Raw genomic sequence first — 22,067 nt, 5'->3', positions numbered from 1 at the left:
GAGCGGGGACTCGCCAAGGCCCGTCGTTTTGAGGAGTTGTCCGACCGTGGCCCGTCCCGCCCCAGGTGAGCTCACCTTCGCCGCACCCCGCGGAGCGAAGCGGCCGCCGCGGCACCTCGCCGACCTCACGCCCGCCGAGCGCAAGGAGGCCGTCGCCGCGATCGGCGAGAAGCCGTTCCGCGCGAAGCAGCTCTCGCAGCACTACTTCGCGCGCTACGCGCACGACCCCGAGCAGTGGACCGACATCCCAGCCGGCTCGCGCCAGGGGCTCCAGGAAGCTCTGCTGCCCGAGCTGATGACGGTCGTGCGGCACCTGTCGACCGACCAGGGCACCACCCGCAAGACGCTGTGGAAGCTGTTCGACGGGACGCTCGTCGAGTCCGTCCTCATGCGCTACCCGGACCGGGTGACCATGTGCATCAGTTCCCAGGCGGGCTGCGGCATGAACTGCCCGTTCTGCGCCACGGGGCAGGCGGGGCTGGACCGGAACCTGTCCACCGCCGAGATCGTGCACCAGATCGTGGACGGCATGCGGGCCCTGCGGGACGGCGAGGTCCCTGGGGGACCGGCCCGGCTCAGCAACATCGTGTTCATGGGCATGGGCGAGCCCCTCGCCAACTACAACCGCGTCGTCGGTTCCATCCGCCGCTTCACCGACCCCGAGCCCGACGGCCTGGGCCTCTCCCAGCGCGGCATCACCGTCTCGACGGTCGGTCTCGTCCCGGCCATCCACCGCTTCACCGGCGAGGGCTTCAAGTGCCGCCTCGCCATCTCGCTGCACGCGCCCGACGACGAGCTGCGGGACACCCTCGTCCCGGTCAACACGCGCTGGAAGGTGCGTGAGGTGCTGGACGCCGGGTTCGAGTACGCGGCCACGTCCGGGCGCCGGCTGTCGATCGAATACGCGCTGATCCGGGACATCAACGACCAGGCGTGGCGCGGCGACCGGCTCGGGCGGCTGCTCAAGGGCAGGCCCGTGCACGTCAACCTCATCCCGCTCAACCCGACGCCCGGCTCGAAGTGGACCGCGTCGCGGCCCGAGGACGAGAAGGCGTTCGTGGAGGCGATCGCGGCGCACGGTGTACCGGTGACGATCCGGGACACCCGCGGTCAGGAGATCGACGGGGCGTGTGGTCAGCTCGCCGCGAGCGAGCGGTAACCTGACCGGCGTCGCACATCGTCGTACGACAACGTCATACGGAAGTTCCTACGGAAGTACATCTTCATATTCCGACAGGGGAGCGCCACAGCGCTGAGAGTGCGGCACCGGCCGCAGACCCTCCGAACCTGGCCCAGGTCATTCTGGGTAGGGAGATCGGTCACCACTCGAGCTGTTGCGCCCTGCCCGGGACCCTCGCCAGGGTTCCGGGCGGGGCCGCGTCTTCTCCTGGTCACCCAGGAGGAATCCAGTGAGCATCATCAAGAGGGCCACCGTCCTCGCCGTCGGACTCGGCATGGCCGGCGGCCTGACCGCGTGCGGAGCGTCGTCCGACGGCGACGGCCGGGGCGACGGCGACCCCAGGACCGTGACCCTGGTCAGCCACGACTCGTGGGCCGCGTCGAAGGACGTCATCGCCGCCTTCGAGAAGAGCTCGGGCTACAAGGTCCGGGTCCTGGAGGACGGCGACGCCGGGCAGGCCGTCAACAAGGCCATCCTCACCAAGGACAACCCGCAGGGCGACGTCCTCTTCGGCGTCGACAACACGCTGCTGTCCCGGGCGCTCGACAACGGGCTGTTCCAGCCGTACGAGGCGAAGGGATCCGACCTCGTCCTCCCCGAGTACCGGACCGACCAGGACAAGCACCGGGTCACGCCCGTCGACACCGGGGACGTCTGCGTCAACTACGACAAGGCGTACTTCAGTGAGCACGGGCTGACGCCGCCGGACTCCTTCGACGACCTGATCGAGCCCGAGTACAAGGACCTGCTCGTCACCGAGAACGCGGGCAGTTCCTCGCCCGGGCTCGGCTTCCTCCTCGGCACCGCCGCGAAGTACGGCGACGAGGGGTGGCAGGACTACTGGAAGAAGCTGAAGGCGAACGGCGTCAAGGTCGTCGACAGCTGGGAGCAGGCGTACAACGAGGAGTTCTCCGGTTCGTCCGGCGGCAGGAAGGCCAAGGGCGACCGTCCGCTCGTCGTCTCCTACGCCTCGTCCCCGCCCGCCGAGGTCATCTACGCCGACCCGCAGTCGGCCACCGCGCCGACGGGCGTCGCCACCGGCACCTGCTTCCGCCAGGTCGAGTACGCGGGTCTGCTGAGCAACGCCGGCAACCCCGAGGGCGGCAAGGCACTCCTCGACTTCCTCATCAGCAAGCGGTTCCAGGACGACATGCCGCTGAACATGTTCGTCTACCCGGTGCGGGAGGCCGCGCAGGTTCCCGAGGCGTTCCGGAAGTTCGGGCCGCAGGCCGAGGACCCGCAGACCATGGAACCGGCGAAGATCGCCGCCCACCGCGACCAGTGGGTCACGTCGTGGACCTCACTCGTACTCAAGTAGCCGAGCGCCGGCGTCGCACGGGGAACGCGGCGCGGCTGGCCCTGATGGCCGTGCCCGTCGCGTTCTTCGCGGTGTTCTTCGCCTACCCCGTCGCCGCGATCGTCGCGCGCGGGCTGGAGACCGACGGGTCCTGGCAGTTCGGGCGGATCGCGGACGTGCTCGCGCGGTCCGACGTCCGGCACGTGCTGTGGTTCACCACCTGGCAGGCGCTGGCCTCCACCGCGCTCACGCTGCTGATCGCCCTGCCCGGCGCGTACGTCTTCGCCCGCTTCGACTTCCCCGGCAAGCAGGTGCTGCGGGCCGTCGTCACCGTGCCGTTCGTCCTGCCCACGGTCGTCGTCGGTACGGCGTTCCTGGCGCTGGTCGGGCGCGGCGGGCTGCTCGACGAGCTGTGGGGTCTGCGGCTGGACACCACCGTGTGGGCGATCCTCCTCGCGCACGTCTTCTTCAACTACGCCGTCGTCGTACGCACCGTCGGCGGTCTGTGGGCGCAGCTCGACCCGCGGCAGGAGGAGGCCGCGCGGATGCTCGGTGCCTCGCGGCCGAAAGCCTGGCGGCAGGTGACGCTGCCCGCGCTCGCGCCCGCCGTGGCCGCCGCCGCGCTGATGGTGTTCCTGTTCACCTTCACCTCCTTCGGCGTCGTCCAGATCCTCGGCGGCCCCGCCTTCTCCACCCTGGAGGTGGAGATCTACCGGCAGACCTCCCAGATCTTCGACCTGTCCACGGCCGCCGTCCTGACGCTGATCCAGTTCGCCGCGGTGGCCGCCGTCCTCGCCGTGCACGCCTGGACGGTACGGCGCCGGGAGACGGCCCTGCGGCTGGTCGACGCGGGCACGACCGCGCGCCGGCCGCGCGGCGCCGGGCAGTGGGCGCTGCTGGCCGGGGTCCTGGTCACCGTCGCCGTGCTGCTGGTGCTCCCGCTCGCCGTGCTGGTCCAGCGGTCACTGGGCGCACCCGGCTTCGGCTACTACCGGGCGCTGACCCGCGAGGACGGCGGCGCCTTCCTCGTCCCGCCGATCGAGGCGATCGGCAACTCCCTCCAGTACGCCGTCGCCGCCACCGCCATCGCCGTGGTGATCGGCGCGCTGGCCGCCACCGCGCTCACCCGCCGCGACGCGGGCCGCTTCGTGCGCGGCTTCGACGCGCTGCTGATGCTGCCGCTCGGGGTCTCCGCCGTGACGGTCGGCTTCGGGTTCCTGATCGCCCTGGACGAACCACCGCTGGACCTGCGCTCGTCGTGGATCCTCGTGCCGCTCGCCCAGGCGCTGGTCGGCGTCCCGTTCGTCGTACGGACCATGCTGCCGGTGCTGCGGGCGGTGGACGTACGGCTGCGGGAGGCGGCGTCCGTGCTCGGGGCGTCGCCGTGGCGGGTGTGGCGGGAGGTCGACCTGCCGATGGTGCGGCGGGCGCTGCTGGTCGCGGCAGGGTTCGCCTTCGCGGTGTCGCTCGGGGAGTTCGGGGCGACCGTGTTCATCGCGCGGCCCGACAACCCGACGCTGCCGGTGGCCGTGGCACGGCTGCTGGGGCGGCCCGGAGACATGAACTACGGCCAGGCGATGGCCCTTTCGACGATTCTGATGCTGGTGTGCGCGGTGGCCCTGGTGGTGCTGGAGCGGCTGCGGACCGACCGGAGCGGGGAGTTCTAGGAATGCGGGGGTTCTCGGAATGCTGCTGAGCCTTGAGGGCGCGACGGTCCGCTTCGGCGGCCGGGCCGTGCTCGACGCCGTCGACCTGGAAGTCGCCGAGCACGAGGTGGTGTGCGTGCTCGGGCCCAGCGGCAGCGGCAAGTCGACGCTGCTGCGGGCGGTCGCCGGGCTCCAGCCGCTGGACGCGGGGCGGGTGACGCTCGACGGGCGGGACCAGTCCGGGGTGCCCGCGCACCGGCGGGAGGTCGGGCTGATGTTCCAGGACCACCAGCTGTTCCCGCAGCGGGACGTGGCCGGGAACATCGCCTTCGGACCGCGGATGCGCGGTGCGTCCCGCACCGGACAGCGGGAGCGGGTGGAGGAGTTGCTGGAACTGGTCGGGCTGCCGGATGCCGCGCGCCGGTCCGTCGCCGCGCTCTCCGGCGGTGAGCAGCAGCGGGTGGCGCTGGCCCGCGCCCTCGCGCCCCGCCCCCGCCTGCTGATGCTGGACGAGCCGCTCGGCCAGCTCGACCGCTCACTGCGCGAACGGCTCGTGGTGGAACTGCGCGAGCTGTTCGGCCGGCTGGGCACCACCGTGCTCGCCGTGACGCACGACCAGGGCGAGGCCTTCGCGCTCGCCGACCGGGTCGTCGTGATGCGGGACGGGCGGATCGCCCAGTCGGGGACGCCCCTCGAGGTGTGGCAGCGGCCGGCCGACGCGTTCGTGGCCCGCTTCCTCGGTTTCGACAACGTGGTGGAGGCGACCGTCGCCGGGCAGGTCGCCGGCACCCCGTGGGGCAAGGTACCGGTCCCCGAGGACGCCGCGCAGGGAACCCGCACGCTGCTCGTGCGGCCCGCCGGGGTCCGCCTGGTATCCGCCGACGCGGGCCTGCGCTGCACGGTCACCGCCCGCACCTTCCGCGGTACCCACGTCGCCGTCCACCTCCAGCCCGAGGACGCGCCGCGCCTGGAGGCGGCGTGCGCGCTGCGGGCGGCACCGGAGGTCGGGGAGGCGGTGGGGGTGGAGTTCGACGTGGCGGAAATCGTCGTGCTCCGATGATCGTCCACCTCGTAGGGTGACGGGCATGACGCGTCTCGCACACGACCGCTACTGCGATGAAGTCGCCCACCAGGCGGGCCGGTTCGGTTCCGTGCTGTCCTCCGGCGCCGACCTGTCCGCCACTGTGCCGACCTGCCCGGACTGGACGCTGGAGGACCTGGTGCGGCACGTCGGCCGCGCCCTGCGCTGGACGGAGCTGATCGTCCGCACCCGTGCGCAGGAGGACGTCCCGATCGACTGGGCGCCGGGGGCCGCGGGGCCCGACGCGCGCGGAGACGCGGCAGCCCTGGAGTCCTGGCTGGCCGAGTCCGCCGCGACGGTCGTGCGCGCGCTGCGGGAGGCCGGGCCGGACGGGCGGGCGTGGTCGTGGTCGGGGGAGCACACCGCGGGTTTCTGGGCCCGCCGGGTGACGCACGAACTCGTCGTCCACGGGGCGGACGCGGCACTCGCGGCGGGCCGCTCGCTCGAGCCCGTCGCGGCCGACGTGGCGGCGGACGCGATCGACGAATGGCTGGACATCGTGCGGTTCGTACAGCGGGTGGTGCCGGACGGTCCGGCGCAGGCGTTGCGGGCCCCGGGCCGGAGCATCCACCTGCACGCCACCGACACCGGTGCCGACCTCGACGCCGAATGGCTCATCGAGCTTCCCGAGGACGGTGTCACCTGGCGCCGTGGTCACGAGAAGGCGACCGTGGCGCTGCGGGGGCCCCTCACGGACGTGCTGCTGGCCTTCTACCGCCGGATCCCGGTGGACGCCCCCGGACTCCAGGTGCTCGGCGACCGCGAGCTGCTGGAACTCTGGCTGGAGAAGGCGACGTTCGCCTGATGTGACGCGACGGTGGCCCGCCCCCGGCCGGGGGCGGGCCACCGTCGCGTACCCGTGCGTGGGGCGTCAGCGGTTGCTGTTCGCCCCACGGCGGCGCAGGCCGAAGAAGACCGCGCCGCCACCGACGGCGACCAGGGCCGCCGCGACGCCGACGATCACGCCGGTGTTGGAGTTGGCGCCGGTCTCGGCGAGGTTGGACTCACCGGCCGCCGGGGACGGGGCGTTGCCCGGCACGGCCGCCGGTGCGGTGCTCTCGCTCTGCGCCGGTTCCGGGGCCGACGTGGACGGTTCCGGGGCCGGCGTCTCCGTCTCCCCGGCCGGGGTGGAGGAGCTCTCCGACGGGGTCGGGGCCGGCGTGTCCTCCGTCTTGCAGGGGGTCGAGGGGGTCACGAGGTTCGGCTTGATGTCCTCGTCGACGTACTGGTCGGCCCTGACATGGATGCGGTACTCGGCGTTCGGCTTCCAGTCCGCGGCGAACGTGATGGTGCTGCCTTCGCGCGAACCCTTGACCACCTGCTCACCGATCTTCTCGGCGTCCGAGCCGTTGTTCTGCAGGTAGACGGTGACGGTGGCCGGGATGCCGGCGGGGTCCACGTCGGTGACGGTGATGACACCCTTGCCGCCCTCGCACTCGGCGGCGGCGGAGAACTCGCTGATGTCGCAGGCGAGGGCGTTGCCGGCGGCACCGAGCGCCAGGGCCACCGAGGCGGAGGCGATGCCGAGGGCGCGAACGCTACGGCGTGAGGACGTGCGACTGATGAGGGACAGGACTGCCACGTTGGTCCTTTACGGGAGCGCTGATGCGGGGGGTGGAGTGGGTGCTGACGCGTGGTGACGTGGCGTCGGCACACCCACGAGCCTCACTGGTTTATAAGTGGTTCATAAGCAGTGTCAACGCATAGCCCCGTCAAGGGTGTTGGCTTTGCCGTCTCATTAACCGCCGAGACGTTTCGGCGCCCTGGAAGCCCTCTCGGTCCGCCGCCGGTGGCCACCGGGAAGCCGGCGCGGGCCGGTGCGCGTCCCGGGCGGGTGGGTGAGCCACCCGCCCCGGGCCGGGCCTGCCCGCGCGGGGGCTCGCCCCTGGACCGCCGCCGGGCCTGCGGGCGGATCAGCCCTGGACCGCCGCCGGGTCCATCCACACGACCTCGAAGGTGTGGCCGTCCAGGTCGTCGAAGGCGCGGCCGTACATGAAACCGAGGTCCTGGGTCTCGCCGGAGACCGAGCCGCCGGCCGCGACCGCCTTCTCCACCAGCTCGTCGACCTTCTCGCGGCTCTCGGCGCTCAGCGCGATCAGCACCTCGCTGGACTTCGTCGAGTCCACGATCTCCTTCTTCGTGAACTCGCGGTACTTCTGCGGAGTGTGCACCATCACGACGATGGTCTCGCTGAGCGGGATCGAAGCGGTGGTGTCGTCGCTGAACTGGGCGTTGATCTCGTAACCGAGCTCGGTGAAGAACTTCCTCGAGGCGTCGAGGTCGTTGGTGGCCAGGTTCACGAAGATCATCTGCTGGTACATGGGGGCCTCTCCCGTCGGTGTGCTGCTGTTGTCATGCCGTTCGAAGGGTTAGACGCCGAGGGCACCCGGAACTCATCGCCGGTCCGCAGAATTCCTGGAACTTTTTCCGGAGTCCGTACGGGGGTCCGTACGGGACGGGTACAGGGCCGGTACGGGGGTCAGCGGGCCAGGGGCAGCGATGCCAGCTCCGCGACGATCACGGTCAGCGGGCCGAAGAGGGCGAACAGGGCGGCGGCGCGTACGGCGGCGGCGGCGCGCAGCGTTACCGGGGGCGCGCCCAGCCGCAGCAGGGTGTCCGTGGTCTCGGCACGGGCGTGTTTGGCCTCGACGGCCGCGGTGAGGAGGGTGGCCACCGTGCAGCCGGCCACGAGGAGGACGCCGAAGACGCTCAGCGGGCCGAGGACCGGTCCACCGGTGTCGTACAGCGTGGCGGCGACGTAGGCCCCGGAGGCCACGGCGCAGACGACGCCGAGGGGGCGGCCGATGCGGTTCGACTCGTTCATGAGGACTCGGCCGGCGAGGAGACGCAGGGCGCCGGGCCGGGCGGCCTGCAGCAGGCGGCCGCACAGGTGGGTGAGGCCGGGGCCGGCCAGAGCGAGGCCCAGCGCGGTGAGGGCCCAGCCGACGAGGACGCCGGCGGAGGGGGCGGTGTCGGGGGTGGTGGCTGTGCCGCCGGCGTAGGTCTCGACGGCGAGGCCGAGGGTGAGCACGGCGATGCCCCAGGGGAGGGCGCCGGTGTTCTGGGGGCCGGCCGGGGTCGCGGGGCCGGGTGCGGCGTCGGCCGTGGCGGAGGGTGCGGCGTCGGTCGTGGGGCGGGCTGCGGCCTCGGTCGTGGGGCCGGGTGCGGCGTCCGGCGCCGGCCGGGGTGCGTCTGTCGTGGCGGGGGGAAGGGCGGCACCGGCCCGCGTCTGCAGGAGGCCGCCTCCCGGTGGGACGGGTACGGCCCCGGCGGGACGGCTGTCCGCGGGCCGGGCGGCTCCGCCTGCCGCCGGGGCCGCGGCCGAGCGGGCACCGAAGCGGCCGTACGCCCCGAAGGTTTCGCGGGCCGTGCCCCAGCCGTACGCGCCGAAGCGGCCGAAGCCGCGGGAGCCGGTGGTCGGGGCGGAGCGGGGATCGCGGGGGCGCAGCGTCACCGCGACCGCCGCCGACGCCGTGGCCGGTGCCAGGGTCAGCAGGGTCAGTGCCGCCGGGCCGGGGAGGCGGTGGCCGACGGCGAGGGCGTCGGCCGTGACGCCGCCGAAGGGCAGGCCGGCCAGGTCGCCGCGCAGGTGGAGGAAGACGAGCAGGGCCACCACCGAGCCGAGCGTGCCGGACAGGGCCGTGGTCGTCACCGAGACGGCCATCAGCCGGCCGGGGCCCAGGCCGATCGCCGACAGCCCCGGGCGGGGCCGGGTACCGGGATCGGTGCGGGCCACGGCGACGGCGAGGTACACCGTGGCGGCGAGGGGCGCCGCGCACCAGGCCAGGCGGAGGGCGGAGGCGCCGGGTGCGTCCGGGTGGGTCATCGCGTGGCCGAGGGCGCACAGCAGCAGGAAGCCCGTGCCCGCCGAGGCCACCGCGACCAGCAGGCGGCGCAGGTGGACGGCGAGGTGGGCGGAGCGGGTCAGGCGGAGAGCGAGCACGCCGCCCGGCCTTCCGTTCCGGAGGCCCCGGTGGCCCCGGTGGTCTCGGCGGCCACCGCGGTCTCGGCGACCGGGGGGAGGTGCAGGGTCCGCACCCGCCGTCCGTCCAGCAGCGCCACCGTGCGGTCCGCGAGGGCGGCGGTCCGCGCGTCGTGCGTGGCGAGGAGGACGGTGATGCCGTGCGAGCGGGCCGCGGTGGTGAGGGTCCGCAGGACGCGGGCGCGGTCGGCCCGGTGCAGGGGGGCCGTCGGCTCGTCGGCGAAGAGGACCGCGGGGGCGGCGGCGAGCGCGCGGGCGATGCAGACGCGCTGCCGCTCGGCCTGCTGGAGTTCGGCCGGGCGCCGGCGGGCGCTGTCGCCGACGTCGAGGCGTTCCAGCCATTCCAGGGCGGCGGTCTTGGCCCGGCGCCGGCCGGTGCCGCGCAGCATGAGGGGGAGGGCGGCGTTCTCCCAGGCGTTGAGTTCCGGGACGAGCACGGGGGCGGGGTCGATCCAGCAGAAGCGGTCGCGCCGCAGTCGCTCGCGGCGGAGCGGGCCCAGGGTGTGCACCGGCACGCCGTCGAACCACACCTCGCCGTCCTGCGGCCGGACCAGCCCGGACAGACACCGCAGCAGCGTGGTCTTGCCGCTGCCGCGCGGGCCGGTCACGGCGAGGATCTCGCCCTCGCGGACACCGAGCGACACGCCTTGCAGCGCGGGGGAGCCGTCGTGGTGCTGGAAGTGCAGGGCGCGGGCGCAGAGCACGTCGTGGTCCGGCGGGGCCTCCATGGGCGTACACCTCGGTTCTGATCAGAAGTACCGTGCTGACTGCCTCGTACGGGGGAACGAAGGTGAGGACTGGAGAGCACGGGCTTGGTCGCGCGGAGAGTCCGCTGTGGGCAGCGCGTCGCGAGAACCGAGCACGTGCCACCACCTCCATGGCGGTTGTGCCGACCCGGGCTGGTCTCGGCCCGGCCGGTGCTGATCGCGTAGGACTCGGCCGTTCGCCGGGGGACGGGGCGGTGTGAGCCGGGAGTCCCTGTCGTCCAGCGAGGGGGAGGAGTCCAAGGGCACGCTAGGCAGTCCCCGCGGGGAGGCCGGACAGCACGCGGCCCCGGGCCGCCGTGTCTCACTCGAACGGGCGGCACCGGGGCCGGTGATGATCAGCCAGAAGGATGATCGGAGCGGGTCTGGATCAGAGCTTCGTCCACGCCTCCGTCAGCGTGGCGCGCAGGATCTGCTCGATCTCGTCGAAGGTCTCCTGGTGGGAGATCAGCGGCGGGGCGAGCTGGATGACCGGGTCCCCGCGGTCGTCGGCACGGCAGTACAGACCGTTCTCGAAGAGCTTCTTGGAGAGGAAGCCGTACAGGACGCGCTCGGTCTCCTCCTCGTTGAAGGACTCCTTGGTGGCCTTGTCCTTGACCAGCTCGATGCCGTAGAAGAAGCCGTTGCCGCGGACGTCGCCGACGATCGGCAGGTCGTGCAGCTTCTCCAGGGTCGCGCGGAACGCGCCCTCGTTGTCGAGGACGTGCTGGTTGAGGCCCTCGCGCTCGAACAGGTCGAGGTTGGCGAGACCGACCGCGGCGGAGACCGGGTGACCGCCGAAGGTGTAGCCGTGCAGGAAGGTGTTGTCGCCCTTGTAGAACGGCTCGGCCAGGCGGTCGGAGATGATGCACGCGCCGATCGGGGAGTAGCCCGAGGTCATGCCCTTGGCGCAGGTGATCATGTCCGGGACGTAGCCGAACTTGTCGCAGGCGAACGTCGTGCCCAGGCGGCCGAAGGCGCAGATGACCTCGTCCGACACGAGCAGCACGTCGTACTGGTCGCAGATCTCGCGGACCCGCTGGAAGTAGCCGGGCGGCGGCGGGAAGCAGCCGCCGGCGTTCTGCACGGGCTCCAGGAAGACGGCCGCGACCGTGTCCGGACCCTCGAACAGGATCTGCTGCTCGATCTGGTCGGCGGCCCAGCGGCCGAAGGCCTCCGGGTCGTCGCCGAAGAGCGGGGCGCGGTAGATGTTGGTGTTCGGCACCTTGTGCGCGCCCGGGACGAGCGGCTCGAACGGCGCCTTCAGGGCGGGCAGGCCGGTGATGGACAGGGCGCCCTGCGGGGTGCCGTGGTAGGCGACCGCGCGCGATATGACCTTGTACTTGGTCGGCTTGCCGGTCAGCTTGAAGTACTGCTTGGCGAGCTTCCAGGCGGTCTCGACCGCCTCTCCGCCACCGGTGGTGAAGAAGACCTTGTTGAGGTCCCCGGGGGCCTCGTCCGCCAGGCGCTCGGCCAGCTCGACGGCCTTGGGGTGGGCGTAGGACCACACCGGGAAGAAGGCGAGCTCCTGCGCCTGCTTGGCCGCGGCCTCGGCCAGCTCCGTGCGGCCGTGTCCGGCCTGGACCACGAACAGGCCGGCGAGACCGTCGAGGTAGCGCTTGCCCTTGTCGTCGTAGATGTGGGTGCCCTCACCGCGGACGATGGTGGGGACGGGGGCGTTCTCGTACGACGACATGCGGGTGAAGTGCATCCACAGGTGGTCGTAGGCGGTCCTGCTGAGGTCCTTGGGGCTGTCGGTGCTCACGATTATCGGGTTCCCCACATATAGGTCTGCTTCTTGAGCTTGAGGTAGACGAAGCTCTCGGTGGAGCGCACTCCGGGGACGGCCCGGATGCGTTTGTTGATGACGTCCAGGAGGTGGTCGTCGTCCTCGCAGACGACCTCCACCATCAGGTCGAAGGAGCCCGCGGTCATCACCACGTACTCGCACTCGGACATGGCCGTCACCGCGTCGGCGACGGACTCCACGTCGCCCTCGACACGGACGCCGACCATCGCCTGCCGGCGGAAGCCCACGGTGAGCGGGTCCGTGACGGCGACGATCTGCATCACGCCCTGGTCGAGCAGCTTCTGGACGCGCTGGCGCACGGCCGCCTCCGACAGGCCCACGGCCTTGCCGATGGCGGCGTACGGCCGGCGGCCGTCCTCCTGGAGCTGCTCAATGATGGCGAGGGAGACGGCGTCCAACTGGGGACCGCCGTTCCGGGACTCGCGGGAGTCCTTCTGGTCTGCGCTTCGACTGGCCACGGCTTCACTGTGCACGACGTATCGACAGTTTCGCAAGGCCAGATCGATGAAATTCGTTGTCCCGGCCGCGAACTGCTGCGGATTTCGCATCCCAGCGGCGACCGGGGGTGTTGAAAACGTGGCGTCTGCGTCTAGGGTGGGTGTCTCAGTGTTTGGACACGAGCGACGCCAGCGAGGTCCGAACCGGAGAGACCCGAAGTAGACACCGAACTTGGAGGGCCGGCAGTGAGCACCGAGCTGCGTCGTCTGCGCAACTACATCGACGGTGAGTTCCGGGACGCCGCCGACGGACGGACCACGGAGGTGGTCAACCCCGCCACGGGCGAGGCCTACGCGACGGCCCCCCTGTCCGGGCAGGCGGACGTGGACGCCGCCATGGCCGCCGCCGCCGCGGCCTTCCCGGCCTGGCGCGACACCACCCCGGCCGAGCGGCAGAAGGCCCTGCTGAAGATCGCGGACGCGTTCGAGGAGCGCGCCGAGGAGCTCATCGCGGCCGAGGTGGAGAACACGGGCAAGCCCATCGGGCTGACCCGCTCCGAGGAGATCCCGCCGATGGTCGACCAGATCCGCTTCTTCGCGGGCGCGGCGCGGATGCTGGAGGGGCGGGCCGCCGGTGAGTACATGGAGGGCCTGACCTCCATGATCCGCCGCGAGCCGATCGGCGTCTGCGCGCAGGTCGCGCCGTGGAACTACCCGATGATGATGGCCGTGTGGAAGTTCGCCCCGGCGCTCGCCGCGGGCAACACGGTCGTCCTGAAGCCCTCGGACACCACCCCCGCGTCCACGGCCCTGATGGCCGACATCATCGGCTCGATCGTGCCCAAGGGGGTCTTCAACGTCGTCTGCGGCGACCGTGACACCGGCCGCCTGATGGTCGAGCACGAGACCCCGGCGATGGCCTCCATCACCGGCTCGGTGCGGGCCGGCATGTCGGTCGCCGAGTCGGCGTCGAAGGACCTCAAGCGGGTCCACCTGGAGCTGGGCGGCAAGGCTCCGGTCGTGGTCTTCGAGGACACCGACATCCCCAAGGCCGTCGCGGGCATCTCGGAGGCGGGCTACTTCAACGCCGGCCAGGACTGCACCGCCGCCACCCGCGTGCTGGTCCACGAGTCGGTTCACGACGAGTTCGTGAGCGCGCTCGCGAAGGCCGCGTCCGAGATCAGGACCGGTCAGCCGGACGACGAGGACGTCATGTACGGCCCGCTCAACAACCCGAACCAGCTCGAGCAGGTCACCGGGTTCATCGAGCGCCTCCCCGCCCACGCCAAGGTCGAGGCGGGCGGCCACCGGGTCGGCGACAAGGGCTACTTCTACGCCCCGACCGTCGTCTCCGGCCTCAAGCAGGACGACGAGATCATCCAGAACGAGGTCTTCGGCCCCGTCATCACCGTCCAGTCCTTCCGCGACGAGGACCAGGCGGTCGAGTGGGCCAACGGCGTCGATTACGCCCTGGCCTCCTCCGTGTGGACCAAGGACCACGGCCGCGCCATGCGGATGTCCAAGCGGCTGGACTTCGGCTGCGTGTGGATCAACACCCACATCCCGCTGGTCGCCGAGATGCCGCACGGCGGCTTCAAGAAGTCCGGCTACGGCAAGGACCTGTCGGGCTACGGCTTCGAGGACTACACCCGGATCAAGCACGTGATGACGTCGCTGGACGGCTGACGCCCCGGCTCGTGCGCGGCCCCGGACGGGAACTCCCGGCCGGGGCCGCGCGGCGTGCACCGTGCACTCGCCCCGGCAGACAGGGTGTCGGGCCTGGACGGGTCCTCTCGACGCAGCGTCGACTGTGCCCGTCGACCGCGACCTGATCGTCATCAGCGACTGGAGGTGCGGGCGGTTCGTCCGGCTCGGCTGGGTCCAGGAGACGGACCGCTCCCGCCGGCCGAACGTCACCGGGTACCTGGACCCGCTGCTGCGTGCGCCCGCCTTCGACCCGGGCCGGAAGTTCGGGGGAGTTCGCGGTGGCGGTCGGGGCGCACCGCGGTGGCGCGGCGGCTGACGGGGGCTACTTCAGCGCGGCCGCGGTGATCCGGTCGAGGACCGGGTTCCGCTCCGCGCTCTTGGCGTCCGTGGCGTTGACCGAGTAGACGAGGGTGCGGCTCAGGTCGCGGGTGCCGCCGATGAGGGCGCTGTATCCGTAGCGGGACCCCGACTTGCCCCAGAAGATCTCGCCGTCGACTTCCGTGTACTCCAGTCCCGCGCTGCGCTGCGCGCCCGGAACGCCCGGCGGTGTCGTGAACATCTCCTCCAGCTCCGGCCGCGGCACGATCCTCCCCCGGAACAGCTTCGTGAGCAGCTTCTCCAGGTCGGCGGTGGTGGAGATCATGTCGCCGGCCGCCCAGCGGTCCGCCTGGTTCCACTCGGTCACGTCGAGGAGCTTCGTCGTGCCGTCCGGCTGCTTCACCGCCTGGTAGCCGCGGTTGTGCGGGCCGCGGATGCGGGGGTCGGTGCCGGGGAAGTACGTGTGGTGCATGCCGGCCGGGCGCAGGACCAGGCGCGTGGCGACGGAGGCGTACGAGTGCCCCGTGACCCTCTCGATCAGCAGGCCGAGGATCGTGTAGTTGATGTTCCGGTACTGCTGCCGCCTCCCCGGAGTGAAGTCCTCCGGTCCCTTGGCGATCGCCGACGCCGCGACCTGCCGCGGGGTGAGGGTCTCGAAGCGGTGTGCGTACACCTCCGCGAAGTCGTCGCCGAGACCGTCGCCCGGCTTGATGCCGCTGGTGTGGTTCAGCAGGTGGCGCACGCTGATCGGCTGCTCGAACTCCGGCGTGAACAGGTCGGGGAGGTAGCCCTGCACCGGCGCGTCCAGGTCGATCTCGTCCTGGGCCGCGAGCCGCAGGACGGTGGCTGCGGTGACGACCTTCGTGACCGAACCGGCCCGGAAGCGGGCGTCGGGGTGTGCCGGCCGGTCTCCGGCCAGGTCACGCACGCCCGCGCTGCCGTGCCAGTCGCCGTCCGGGTCGCCGACGCGCACGAGGGCGGCCGTGGCGTGCCGGCCCGGGACGACGGAGAGCGCGTCGCGCAGTGCCTTCTCGTCCGGCCCGTCCGTCCGGCCCGGCCCGTCCGTTCTGTGCCCGGTGGGGGCGGATGCGGACGCGGAAGCGGTGCCGGAGGACGGTGCGGCGGACGTGGGGACCGCCAGCGGGCCGGCGGAGAGGGCGAGAACGAGGGAAGCGGCGAGGACGGAGGAGGCTCGGGCACGCATCGACTGCTCCAGGGGATCCGGACGGGGAAGGACGGTGATCATCCTCGTCGTGCCGCGAGCCCCCGCGGATCCCCTGCGAGGAGGGCACCCACCCCGGGGCCCAGCTCGGGGAAGTCCCTTACAGCTGCCGGGACTTGTGCGGGATCGCCCTTACGGGCGGTGGCCCGAGCCGCCCGTCGCGCAGCGCGCACAGTGTGTCGATGCGGTTGGTGGTGATCGAGTCGACGCCCAGCGCGATCAGCCGGCGCATGGAGCGCCGGGTGTCCGGGGTCCACACCGACAGCAGGCAGCCGTCGCCGTGGACCCGCTCGGCCAAGGCCTTGTTCACCAGGCCGAACCGGTAGTTGAGCCACTTCGGCCGCACCGCCGCCAGCAGCGCGGGCCGCGGGGGCGCCCCCGTCGTCCAGGTCATGGCTATCTCGGCGGCGGGATCGGCGGCGCGCACGGCGAGCATGGCCGCGGCGCCGGCCGTGTAGTACACGCGGTCCTGGGCCCCGCACTCGCGGACCACGTCCACGATGCGCCGGACCGCCCGCTCGCCCGGTCCGCCCGGCAGGTCGAGCATCAGCCGGCTGCCGTCGGTCGCGGCCAGCGCCTGCGCGAGGGTCGGCACCCGGCCGCCCGTCAGCCCGCGCACCTCCTGCGCCGACAGGGAGCGCAGCGGCCGGTCGTGCCGCCACAGCCGCTTCAGCGTCTCGTCGTGCAGCAGCACGGGCACACCGTCCCGGGTGAGGCGTACGTCGGTCTCGACCGCGTCCGCGCCGCGGCCGAGGGCGGAGCGCAGCGACTCGATCGTGTTCTCTCGGTACCGGTACGGGTCGCCGCGGTGGGCCACGGCGGTCACGTCGCGTGAGGCGTCCATGAGGGCGTCCCGTCTCAGGAGGAGAGCCAGGCGGCGGTGTACGTGTCGATCTCGTCCCTGATCCGCGCCTTGCCGGGCACGTCGAGGAACGACGCCTCGACCGCGTTCTTCGCCAGGTCGGCGAGTCCCCGCTCGTCGAGGTCGAGGAGCCGGGCGGCGACCGCGTACTCGTTGTTGAGGTCGGTGCCGAACATCGGCGGGTCGTCGGAGTTGACGGTCACCAGGACGCCGGCGCGCGCGAACTCCCTGATGGGGTGCTCGTCCAGGGTGCGTACCGCCCGGGTGGCGATGTTCGAGGTGGGGCACACCTCCAGCGGGATGCGCCGCTCGGCGAGGTGCGCCAGCAGCTTCGGGTCCTGGGCGGAGCTGGTGCCGTGCCCGATGCGCTCGGCGCGCAGGTCGGTGAGGGCGTCCCACACCGTCTGCGGGCCGGTGGTCTCGCCGGCGTGCGGCACCGAGTGCAGTCCGGCGGCGATCGCCCGGTCGAAGTACGGCTTGAACTGCGGCCGCGCCACCCCGATCTCGGGTCCGCCGAGTCCGAAGGAGACCAGGCCCTCGGGGCGCAGCCGGTCGTCGGTGGCGAGCCGCGTCGTCTCCTCGGCGGACTCCAGGCCGGCTTCGCCGGGGATGTCGAAGCACCAGCGCAGTACGGTCCCGAACTCGGCCTCGGCCGCCTTGCGGGCGTCCTCGATCGCGTCCATGAAGGCACCCTCGTCGATGCCGCGCCGGGTGGAGGAGAACGGTGTGATGGTCAGCTCGGCGTACCGCACCTGCTGCCGGGCCATGTCCCGGGCCACCTCGTACGTCAGCAGCCGGACGTCCTCCGGGGTGCGGATCAGGTCGACGACGGACAGGTACACGTCGATGAAGTGCGCGAAGTCCGTGAACTGGAAGTAGTCGGCCAGGGCCTCGGGGTCGGTGGGGACCTTGGAGTCGGGGTGGCGCGCGGCCAGTTCCGAGACGATGCGCGGGGAGGCGGAGCCGACGTGGTGGACGTGCAGTTCGGCCTTGGGCAGACCGGCGATGAAGGTGTGCAGATCGCGCGGGACGTCGGGGTCGACGAGGTGCTCGGTCATGGGTTCCTCCCCGGAACGGGCGCCCCGGGCCGGCGCGGGCCGGCGGGACGCGGGTGATCGGCTGATCGGTGGATCGGGGATCATCGTAGGCCGGTCTCACGCGAGAGGGCCCGGGACCGTAGCATGACGGGCACGATCGACTCAGGGGGACAACAGCATGTCGGACGCAGCGCAGCCGGGTGAGGGCCCCGCCGGTGCTCACGATCCATGGGCGGCCCCCGAGGACAGGCCGTCGCCGGCCAAGGGCCACGCCGCCCCGGGGCAGCCGCAGGAGCCGCTCCGGCCACCCGCCGGAGCCGGGCCGTTCGGGCCGCCGCAACCGCCGTCCGTGCACGACCAGGCGACGGTCGCGGGGATGCCGGCCGCCGGCATGCCGATGCCTCCCGCCGGGTTCGCCGCTCCCGCGGACAGGGTGCCGCCTCCGCCGATCGCGCCCGGCGGTCCGGGTGTCCCGGGCGGGTACGGCTATCCCGGTTACCCCCAGGGGTACGGCTGGCCCGGCGCTCCGATGCCTCCGCAGAACGGCATGGGCACCGCGGCGATGGTGCTGGGCATCCTCGCCTGCAGCCTGTTCTGCCTGTACGGCGTGGTCTCCCTGGTGCTCGGTGTCCTCGCCGTGGTCTTCGGGGTCAAGGGACGCCGGAAGGCCGAGCGCGGTGAGGCCGACAACCACGGTCAGGCGCAGGCCGGTTTCGTCATGGGCATCGTCGGTATCGTCCTCGGGATCGTCGTGATCACTCTGATCGCCGTCGGGATCACCGCCGCGATCAACGACGAGTCGGAGTACGACGACCCCTACTACGGCGCCGGCCGCCCGGTGGCGACAGCTGCGCCGGCCCACGACTCGGCCGCACCGCGGCAACCGTGACGCCGCCGCCGCTGCCGCTGCCACCGGCCGGGTAGCCGGACTCCGCGAGCGTCATCAGTGTCGGCCGGCCTCCGCGGGCTCCGAGCGCCCTCTGCCCTCCAGGGCTCCGAGCGCCTGTGAACCCTCGAAGCCCCATGAGCGCCCGCTGAGCCGACGAGGCTCAGCGGGCCGGAGCGCCGGACGGAGGGGGCGGCCCCGGCATCGCCCTCGGGTCGCTCTCCCGCAGCAGCCCCCGTGCCGCCATCAGCGCGAACCCCAGCAGATTCGGCCCCCGCCACCGCTCCGGGTCCGTCGCCGCCTCGTCGTCCGCGGCCAGGCCGATGCCCCACACCCGGTCCACGGGACTCGCCTCCACCAGCACCCTCTCGCCCGTGCCCAGCAGAAACGCGCGCAGCGCCGGGTCCGAGGCGAACTTGTGGACGCTGCCCTCGACGACGATCCGGAACCGCTCCCGCTCCCACACCGCCTCGTCGAAGCCGCGCACCAGCCGCCCCGCCTTCTTGGCCTCGGCGGGATGAGCAGCCGTCAGCACCCGCCGCTCCGCCTCCGCGTCCTCGAAGAGCCGGGCCTTGGCCGCCATCATCCAGTGCTCCGCGGTCGCGTACTCCACCCCGGCCACGGTGAACGGCGACGGCCACCACTGGCTCAGACAGCTCGGCCCGATCCGGCCGTCCGGAAGCGGCCGGTGCCCCCAGAAGCACAGGTACTTGACCCTCGCGCCCGCACGGACCCGCTCGCGCAGCGCTTCCCTGCCGCCGACCGGCTCCGCCGCCCCCGTGAACCCCCCCGCCGCCCCCGTGTTCCTCTCCATGCACGCGAGTCTGGCACGCGCCACTGACACTCCGTCCGTCCTTTTCCGTGGTGACTCGACACCTGGTCGACAGATTCCGTCGCGTAACCAAATGGCAACAACGGAATCACTTGTTGGAGGTCTGGTGCTCTGTCAGGATCGGCACTCACATCGAGCCTGAGCCACGCCGGCCCCCGTCACGGGGAGACCGAGGAGAGCCGACATGCACAATCCGGACCACGCCACCGCGGACCGATTCCCGGCCCAGGACCGCTTCTCGGAGGGGGCCCAGTACATCGCGGGCCGCCTGACGAAGGGCACTTCCGGACGCGCGCACACGGTCGTCGACCCGGCGACCGGCGGGGACGTCCTCACCTACGAGCTCGCCGGTCCCGACGACGTCGACGCGGCCGTCGCCGCCGCGCGGGAGGCGTTCCCCGGCTGGGCCGGCGCCACCCCGGGGGAGCGTTCCGACGCCCTGCACCGGTTCGCCGAGGTGCTCGCCGAGCGCGCCGAGGACTTCGCCCGCGCGGAGTCCCTGCAGTGCGGGAAGCCGCTGAAGCTGACCCGCGAGTTCGACGTGCCGGGCACGGTCGACAACGCGTCCTTCTTCGCGGGCGCCGCCCGGCAGCTGCAGGGGCAGTCGGCGGGGGAGTACTCCGGCGACCACACCTCGTACGTCCGCCGCGAGCCGATCGGCGTCGTCGGGTCGATCGCGCCCTGGAACTACCCCCTCCAGATGGCCGCCTGGAAGATCCTGCCGGCGATCGCCGCGGGCAACACCATCGTGCTGAAGCCCGCCGAGATCACCCCGCTGACCTCCCTGATGTTCGCCCAGGCCGCCACCGCGGCCGGCATCCCCGACGGCGTCATCAACATCGTCACCGGCACGGGGAGGGAGGCCGGCGAGCACCTCGTCGGCCACCCGGACGTCGCCATGACCTCCTTCACCGGCTCCACCGCCGTCGGCAAGCGCGTCGCCGAGGTCGCCACCGCCACCGTCAAGCGCCTGCACCTGGAGCTGGGCGGCAAGGCGCCCTTCCTCGTCTTCGACGACGCCGACCTCGACGCCGCCGTCAACGGCGCGGTCGCGGGCGCGCTCATCAACACCGGCCAGGACTGCACGGCCGCCACGCGCGCGTACGTGCAGCGGCCCCTGTACGAGGCGTTCGTCGAGAGGACCGCCGCCCTCATGGGCACCGTCCGCCTCGGCGACCCCTTCGCCCCGGGCACCGACCTCGGACCGCTGGTCAGTCACGTCCAGCGCGACCGCGTCGCCGGCTTCGTCGACCGGGCCCGCTCCTACGCGCGCGTGGTGTGCGGCGGCGAGGCACCGCGGGGCGATCTGGAGGCCGGCGCCTACTACCGGCCCACCCTCATCGCGGACGCCGCCCAGGACAGCGAGGCCGTCCAGTCCGAGATCTTCGGGCCGGTCCTGGTCGTCCTGCCCTTCGACACCGACGACGACGGCATCCGGCTGGCCAACGACACGCCGTACGGACTCGCCGCCTCCGCCTGGAGCCGGGACGTGTACCGGGCGAACCGCGCCACCCGCGCGATCAAGGCGGGCTGCGTGTGGATCAACGACCACATCCCGATCATCAGCGAGATGCCGCACGGCGGGTACCGGGCGTCCGGCTTCGGCAAGGACATGTCCGCCTACTCCTTCGAGGAGTACACACAGGTCAAGCACGTCATGTTCGACAACACCGCGGCGGTCCGCAAGGACTGGCACCGCACCGTCTTCGGGGACCGATAGCCATCACCCTCAGGCCGCCGACCACGGCCGACCCACCCGAAAGGGCAACCACGCGCATGGAGCAGTACGAGCCCGACCGCCTGTCCCCGGCCCGAGCGGCCGCCGTGCGGCGCAGTCTCACCAGCGGCAGGGCCGCGCTCACCCGCCGCTCACTGCTGCGCGCCTCGGCGGGCGGCGCGCTCGCGGTCGGCGGACTCGGGACGCTGAGCGCCTGCGGCATCCCGGCGGCCGGCAGGACCGAGGGCGGCGTCTCCGCCGAGGACCGGTCGGCGAAGGAGCGGAGAGTCGCCTTCTCCAACTGGACCGAGTACATGGACGTCGACGAGAGCGGCCGGCGGCACCCGACGCTGGAGGCGTTCACCGAACGCACCGGCATCAAGGTCACGTACACCGAGGACATCAACGACAACAGCGAGTTCTTCGGCAAGATCCAGCCGCAGCTCGCCGCGGGCCAGGAGACCGGCCGCGACATCATCGTGCTCACCGACTGGCTGGCCGCCCGGATGATCCGGCTCGGCTGGGTCCAGAAACTGGACCCGGCCAACCTGCCGCACGCCTTCACCAACCTGTCGCCCCAGTTCCGCAACCCCGACTGGGACCCGGGCCGCGCCTACTCCTACCCCTGGCAGGGCATCTCGACCGTCATCGCCTGCAACAGGAAGGCGCTGGACGGCACCGAGGTCAGGACGGTCTCCGACCTGCTCGACAACCCGAAGCTCAAGGGCCGCGTCGGGTTCCTCACCGAGATGCGCGACACCGTCGGCATGGTGCTGCTCGACATGGGCAAGGACCCGGCCCGCTTCTCCGACGACGACTACGACGCGGCGATCGCCCGGCTCCAGAAGGGCGTCGACAGCGGCCAGATACGCCGCTTCACCGGCAACGACTACACCGCCGACATCAGCAAGGGCGACTTCGCGGCCTGTCTGGCCTGGGCCGGGGACGTCGTCCAGCTCAAGGCGGACAACCCGGACGTCGACTTCGTCATCCCGGACAGCGGATACATCACGTCCAGCGACAACATGCTGGTCCCCAACAAGGCACGGCACAAGACGAACGCCGAGCGGCTCATCGACTACTACTACGAGCCGGGCCCGGCCGCCGAACTCGCCGCCTACATCAACTTCGTCTGTCCCGTCGACGGTGTGAAGGACGAGCTTGCGAAGATCGACGCGGACGCGGCGAACAACCCGCTGATCATTCCCGACAAGGCCATGCAGGCCCTCTCCCGTGCCTTCCGCTCCCTGAGTCCGAAGGAAGAGACGGCCTACGAAGAGAAGTTCGCGAAGCTCACTGGGGCGTGACGA

The 22,067-nt window shown here is 72.1% G+C and carries 19 protein-coding genes, 1 pseudogene and 1 riboswitch; of the genes and pseudogenes, 10 read left to right on the top strand and 10 right to left on the bottom strand.

The genetic code is table 11. The features are described 5' to 3' along the window. Positions 1 to 46: 46 nt before the first annotated feature. The 5 genes from rlmN (at position 47) to ACP4IX_RS23660 (ending at position 6,009) form a co-directional block, all read left to right on the top strand. Positions 47 to 1,159 carry a 23S rRNA (adenine(2503)-C(2))-methyltransferase RlmN gene (gene rlmN / locus ACP4IX_RS23680; protein WP_426556563.1) on the top strand — a complete coding sequence of 371 codons (1,113 nt, stop codon included), beginning with the start codon at positions 47 to 49 and terminating at the stop codon, positions 1,157 to 1,159. Between the two features lie 66 nt (positions 1,160 to 1,225). Further along, a riboswitch (TPP riboswitch) is annotated at positions 1,226 to 1,331 on the top strand. 123 nt (positions 1,332 to 1,454) lie between these two features. Further along, positions 1,455 to 2,498 carry a thiamine ABC transporter substrate-binding protein gene (locus tag ACP4IX_RS23675; protein WP_426556580.1) on the top strand — a complete coding sequence of 348 codons (1,044 nt, stop codon included), beginning with the start codon at positions 1,455 to 1,457 and terminating at the stop codon, positions 2,496 to 2,498. Positions 2,499 to 2,542: 44 nt separating this feature from the next. Continuing rightward, complete coding sequence (locus ACP4IX_RS23670) at positions 2,543 to 4,144, top strand: ABC transporter permease (protein WP_426522030.1); 1,602 nt, start codon at positions 2,543 to 2,545, stop codon at positions 4,142 to 4,144. 19 nt (positions 4,145 to 4,163) lie between these two features. Continuing rightward, positions 4,164 to 5,183 carry an ABC transporter ATP-binding protein gene (locus ACP4IX_RS23665; RefSeq protein WP_426522029.1) on the top strand — a complete coding sequence of 340 codons (1,020 nt, stop codon included), beginning with the start codon at positions 4,164 to 4,166 and terminating at the stop codon, positions 5,181 to 5,183. Positions 5,184 to 5,208: 25 nt separating this feature from the next. After that, positions 5,209 to 6,009, top strand: a complete 801-nt coding sequence (locus tag ACP4IX_RS23660) for a maleylpyruvate isomerase family mycothiol-dependent enzyme (RefSeq protein WP_426556562.1) — start codon at positions 5,209 to 5,211, stop codon at positions 6,007 to 6,009. A 66-nt stretch (positions 6,010 to 6,075) separates the two neighbouring features. Here ACP4IX_RS23660 and ACP4IX_RS23655 read toward each other — a convergent pair whose 3' ends face one another. From ACP4IX_RS23655 to ACP4IX_RS23630, 6 genes are all read right to left on the bottom strand, one after another. Then, the gene (locus tag ACP4IX_RS23655; protein ID WP_426556561.1) at positions 6,076 to 6,786 is read right to left on the bottom strand and encodes an LAETG motif-containing sortase-dependent surface protein; all 711 of its coding nucleotides are present in this window, start codon (positions 6,784 to 6,786) and stop codon (positions 6,076 to 6,078) included. Positions 6,787 to 7,117: 331 nt separating this feature from the next. Further along, the gene (locus ACP4IX_RS23650) at positions 7,118 to 7,525 is read right to left on the bottom strand and encodes a VOC family protein (protein ID WP_426522026.1); all 408 of its coding nucleotides are present in this window, start codon (positions 7,523 to 7,525) and stop codon (positions 7,118 to 7,120) included. A 158-nt stretch (positions 7,526 to 7,683) separates the two neighbouring features. Further along, positions 7,684 to 9,147, bottom strand: coding sequence for a hypothetical protein (locus ACP4IX_RS23645; protein ID WP_426556560.1), 1,464 nt, complete (start codon positions 9,145 to 9,147; stop codon positions 7,684 to 7,686). Further along, positions 9,129 to 9,914: an ABC transporter ATP-binding protein gene (locus ACP4IX_RS23640; RefSeq protein WP_426556559.1), complete on the bottom strand. Its 786-nt coding sequence runs from the start codon at positions 9,912 to 9,914 to the stop codon at positions 9,129 to 9,131. Before ACP4IX_RS23640 ends, ACP4IX_RS23645 begins: the two co-directional genes overlap by 19 nt. A gap of 406 nt (positions 9,915 to 10,320) precedes the next feature. Then, entirely contained in the window at positions 10,321 to 11,694 is a 1,374-nt protein-coding gene (locus tag ACP4IX_RS23635; protein ID WP_426522023.1) for an aspartate aminotransferase family protein, read from the bottom strand. Between the two features lie 2 nt (positions 11,695 to 11,696). Further along, positions 11,697 to 12,212 (bottom strand): Lrp/AsnC family transcriptional regulator, encoded by a 516-nt coding sequence (locus tag ACP4IX_RS23630; protein WP_351398245.1) that lies wholly within the window; start codon positions 12,210 to 12,212, stop codon positions 11,697 to 11,699. Positions 12,213 to 12,422: 210 nt separating this feature from the next. Here ACP4IX_RS23630 and ACP4IX_RS23625 point away from each other — a divergent pair, with 210 nt between their 5' ends. Continuing rightward, on the top strand, positions 12,423 to 13,862 hold the full coding sequence (locus tag ACP4IX_RS23625; RefSeq protein ID WP_426522022.1) for a gamma-aminobutyraldehyde dehydrogenase: 1,440 nt from the start codon (positions 12,423 to 12,425) through the stop codon (positions 13,860 to 13,862). Between the two features lie 127 nt (positions 13,863 to 13,989). Further along, a pseudogene (locus tag ACP4IX_RS23620) lies at positions 13,990 to 14,148 on the top strand (spermidine/putrescine ABC transporter substrate-binding protein); the annotation flags it as partial. Positions 14,149 to 14,205: 57 nt separating this feature from the next. On the opposite strand, the gene ACP4IX_RS23615 reads toward ACP4IX_RS23620, so the two are convergent. From ACP4IX_RS23615 to ACP4IX_RS23605, 3 genes are all read right to left on the bottom strand, one after another. Next, entirely contained in the window at positions 14,206 to 15,405 is a 1,200-nt protein-coding gene (locus ACP4IX_RS23615) for a serine hydrolase domain-containing protein (RefSeq protein ID WP_426556558.1), read from the bottom strand. Between the two features lie 118 nt (positions 15,406 to 15,523). Then, positions 15,524 to 16,267 carry a glycerophosphodiester phosphodiesterase gene (locus ACP4IX_RS23610; RefSeq protein ID WP_426522020.1) on the bottom strand — a complete coding sequence of 248 codons (744 nt, stop codon included), beginning with the start codon at positions 16,265 to 16,267 and terminating at the stop codon, positions 15,524 to 15,526. A gap of 14 nt (positions 16,268 to 16,281) precedes the next feature. Continuing rightward, positions 16,282 to 17,343 (bottom strand): adenosine deaminase, encoded by a 1,062-nt coding sequence (locus ACP4IX_RS23605; RefSeq protein ID WP_426522019.1) that lies wholly within the window; start codon positions 17,341 to 17,343, stop codon positions 16,282 to 16,284. A gap of 157 nt (positions 17,344 to 17,500) precedes the next feature. On the opposite strand from ACP4IX_RS23605, the gene ACP4IX_RS23600 reads away from it, so the two are divergent. Further along, the gene (locus tag ACP4IX_RS23600; protein ID WP_426522018.1) at positions 17,501 to 18,211 is read left to right on the top strand and encodes a DUF4190 domain-containing protein; all 711 of its coding nucleotides are present in this window, start codon (positions 17,501 to 17,503) and stop codon (positions 18,209 to 18,211) included. Positions 18,212 to 18,371: 160 nt separating this feature from the next. Here the strand turns inward: ACP4IX_RS23600 and ACP4IX_RS23595 are convergent, their stop codons facing one another. Next, entirely contained in the window at positions 18,372 to 19,022 is a 651-nt protein-coding gene (locus ACP4IX_RS23595) for an NADAR family protein (RefSeq protein WP_426556557.1), read from the bottom strand. 202 nt (positions 19,023 to 19,224) lie between these two features. On the opposite strand from ACP4IX_RS23595, the gene ACP4IX_RS23590 reads away from it, so the two are divergent. Further along, positions 19,225 to 20,760 (top strand): gamma-aminobutyraldehyde dehydrogenase, encoded by a 1,536-nt coding sequence (locus ACP4IX_RS23590; protein ID WP_426556556.1) that lies wholly within the window; start codon positions 19,225 to 19,227, stop codon positions 20,758 to 20,760. A gap of 56 nt (positions 20,761 to 20,816) precedes the next feature. Next, a complete protein-coding gene (locus ACP4IX_RS23585; protein ID WP_426556555.1) occupies positions 20,817 to 22,064 on the top strand; it encodes a polyamine ABC transporter substrate-binding protein in 1,248 nt (415 codons plus the stop codon). Positions 22,065 to 22,067 lie beyond the last annotated feature (3 nt).

It is taken from the genome of Streptomyces sp. WG5 (genome assembly GCF_049974565.1).
In the GTDB taxonomy this organism is placed as follows: domain Bacteria; phylum Actinomycetota; class Actinomycetes; order Streptomycetales; family Streptomycetaceae; genus Streptomyces.
The sequence above is the reverse complement of the archived record's forward strand: the minus strand, read 5'-3'. Positions and strand labels throughout refer to the sequence as shown.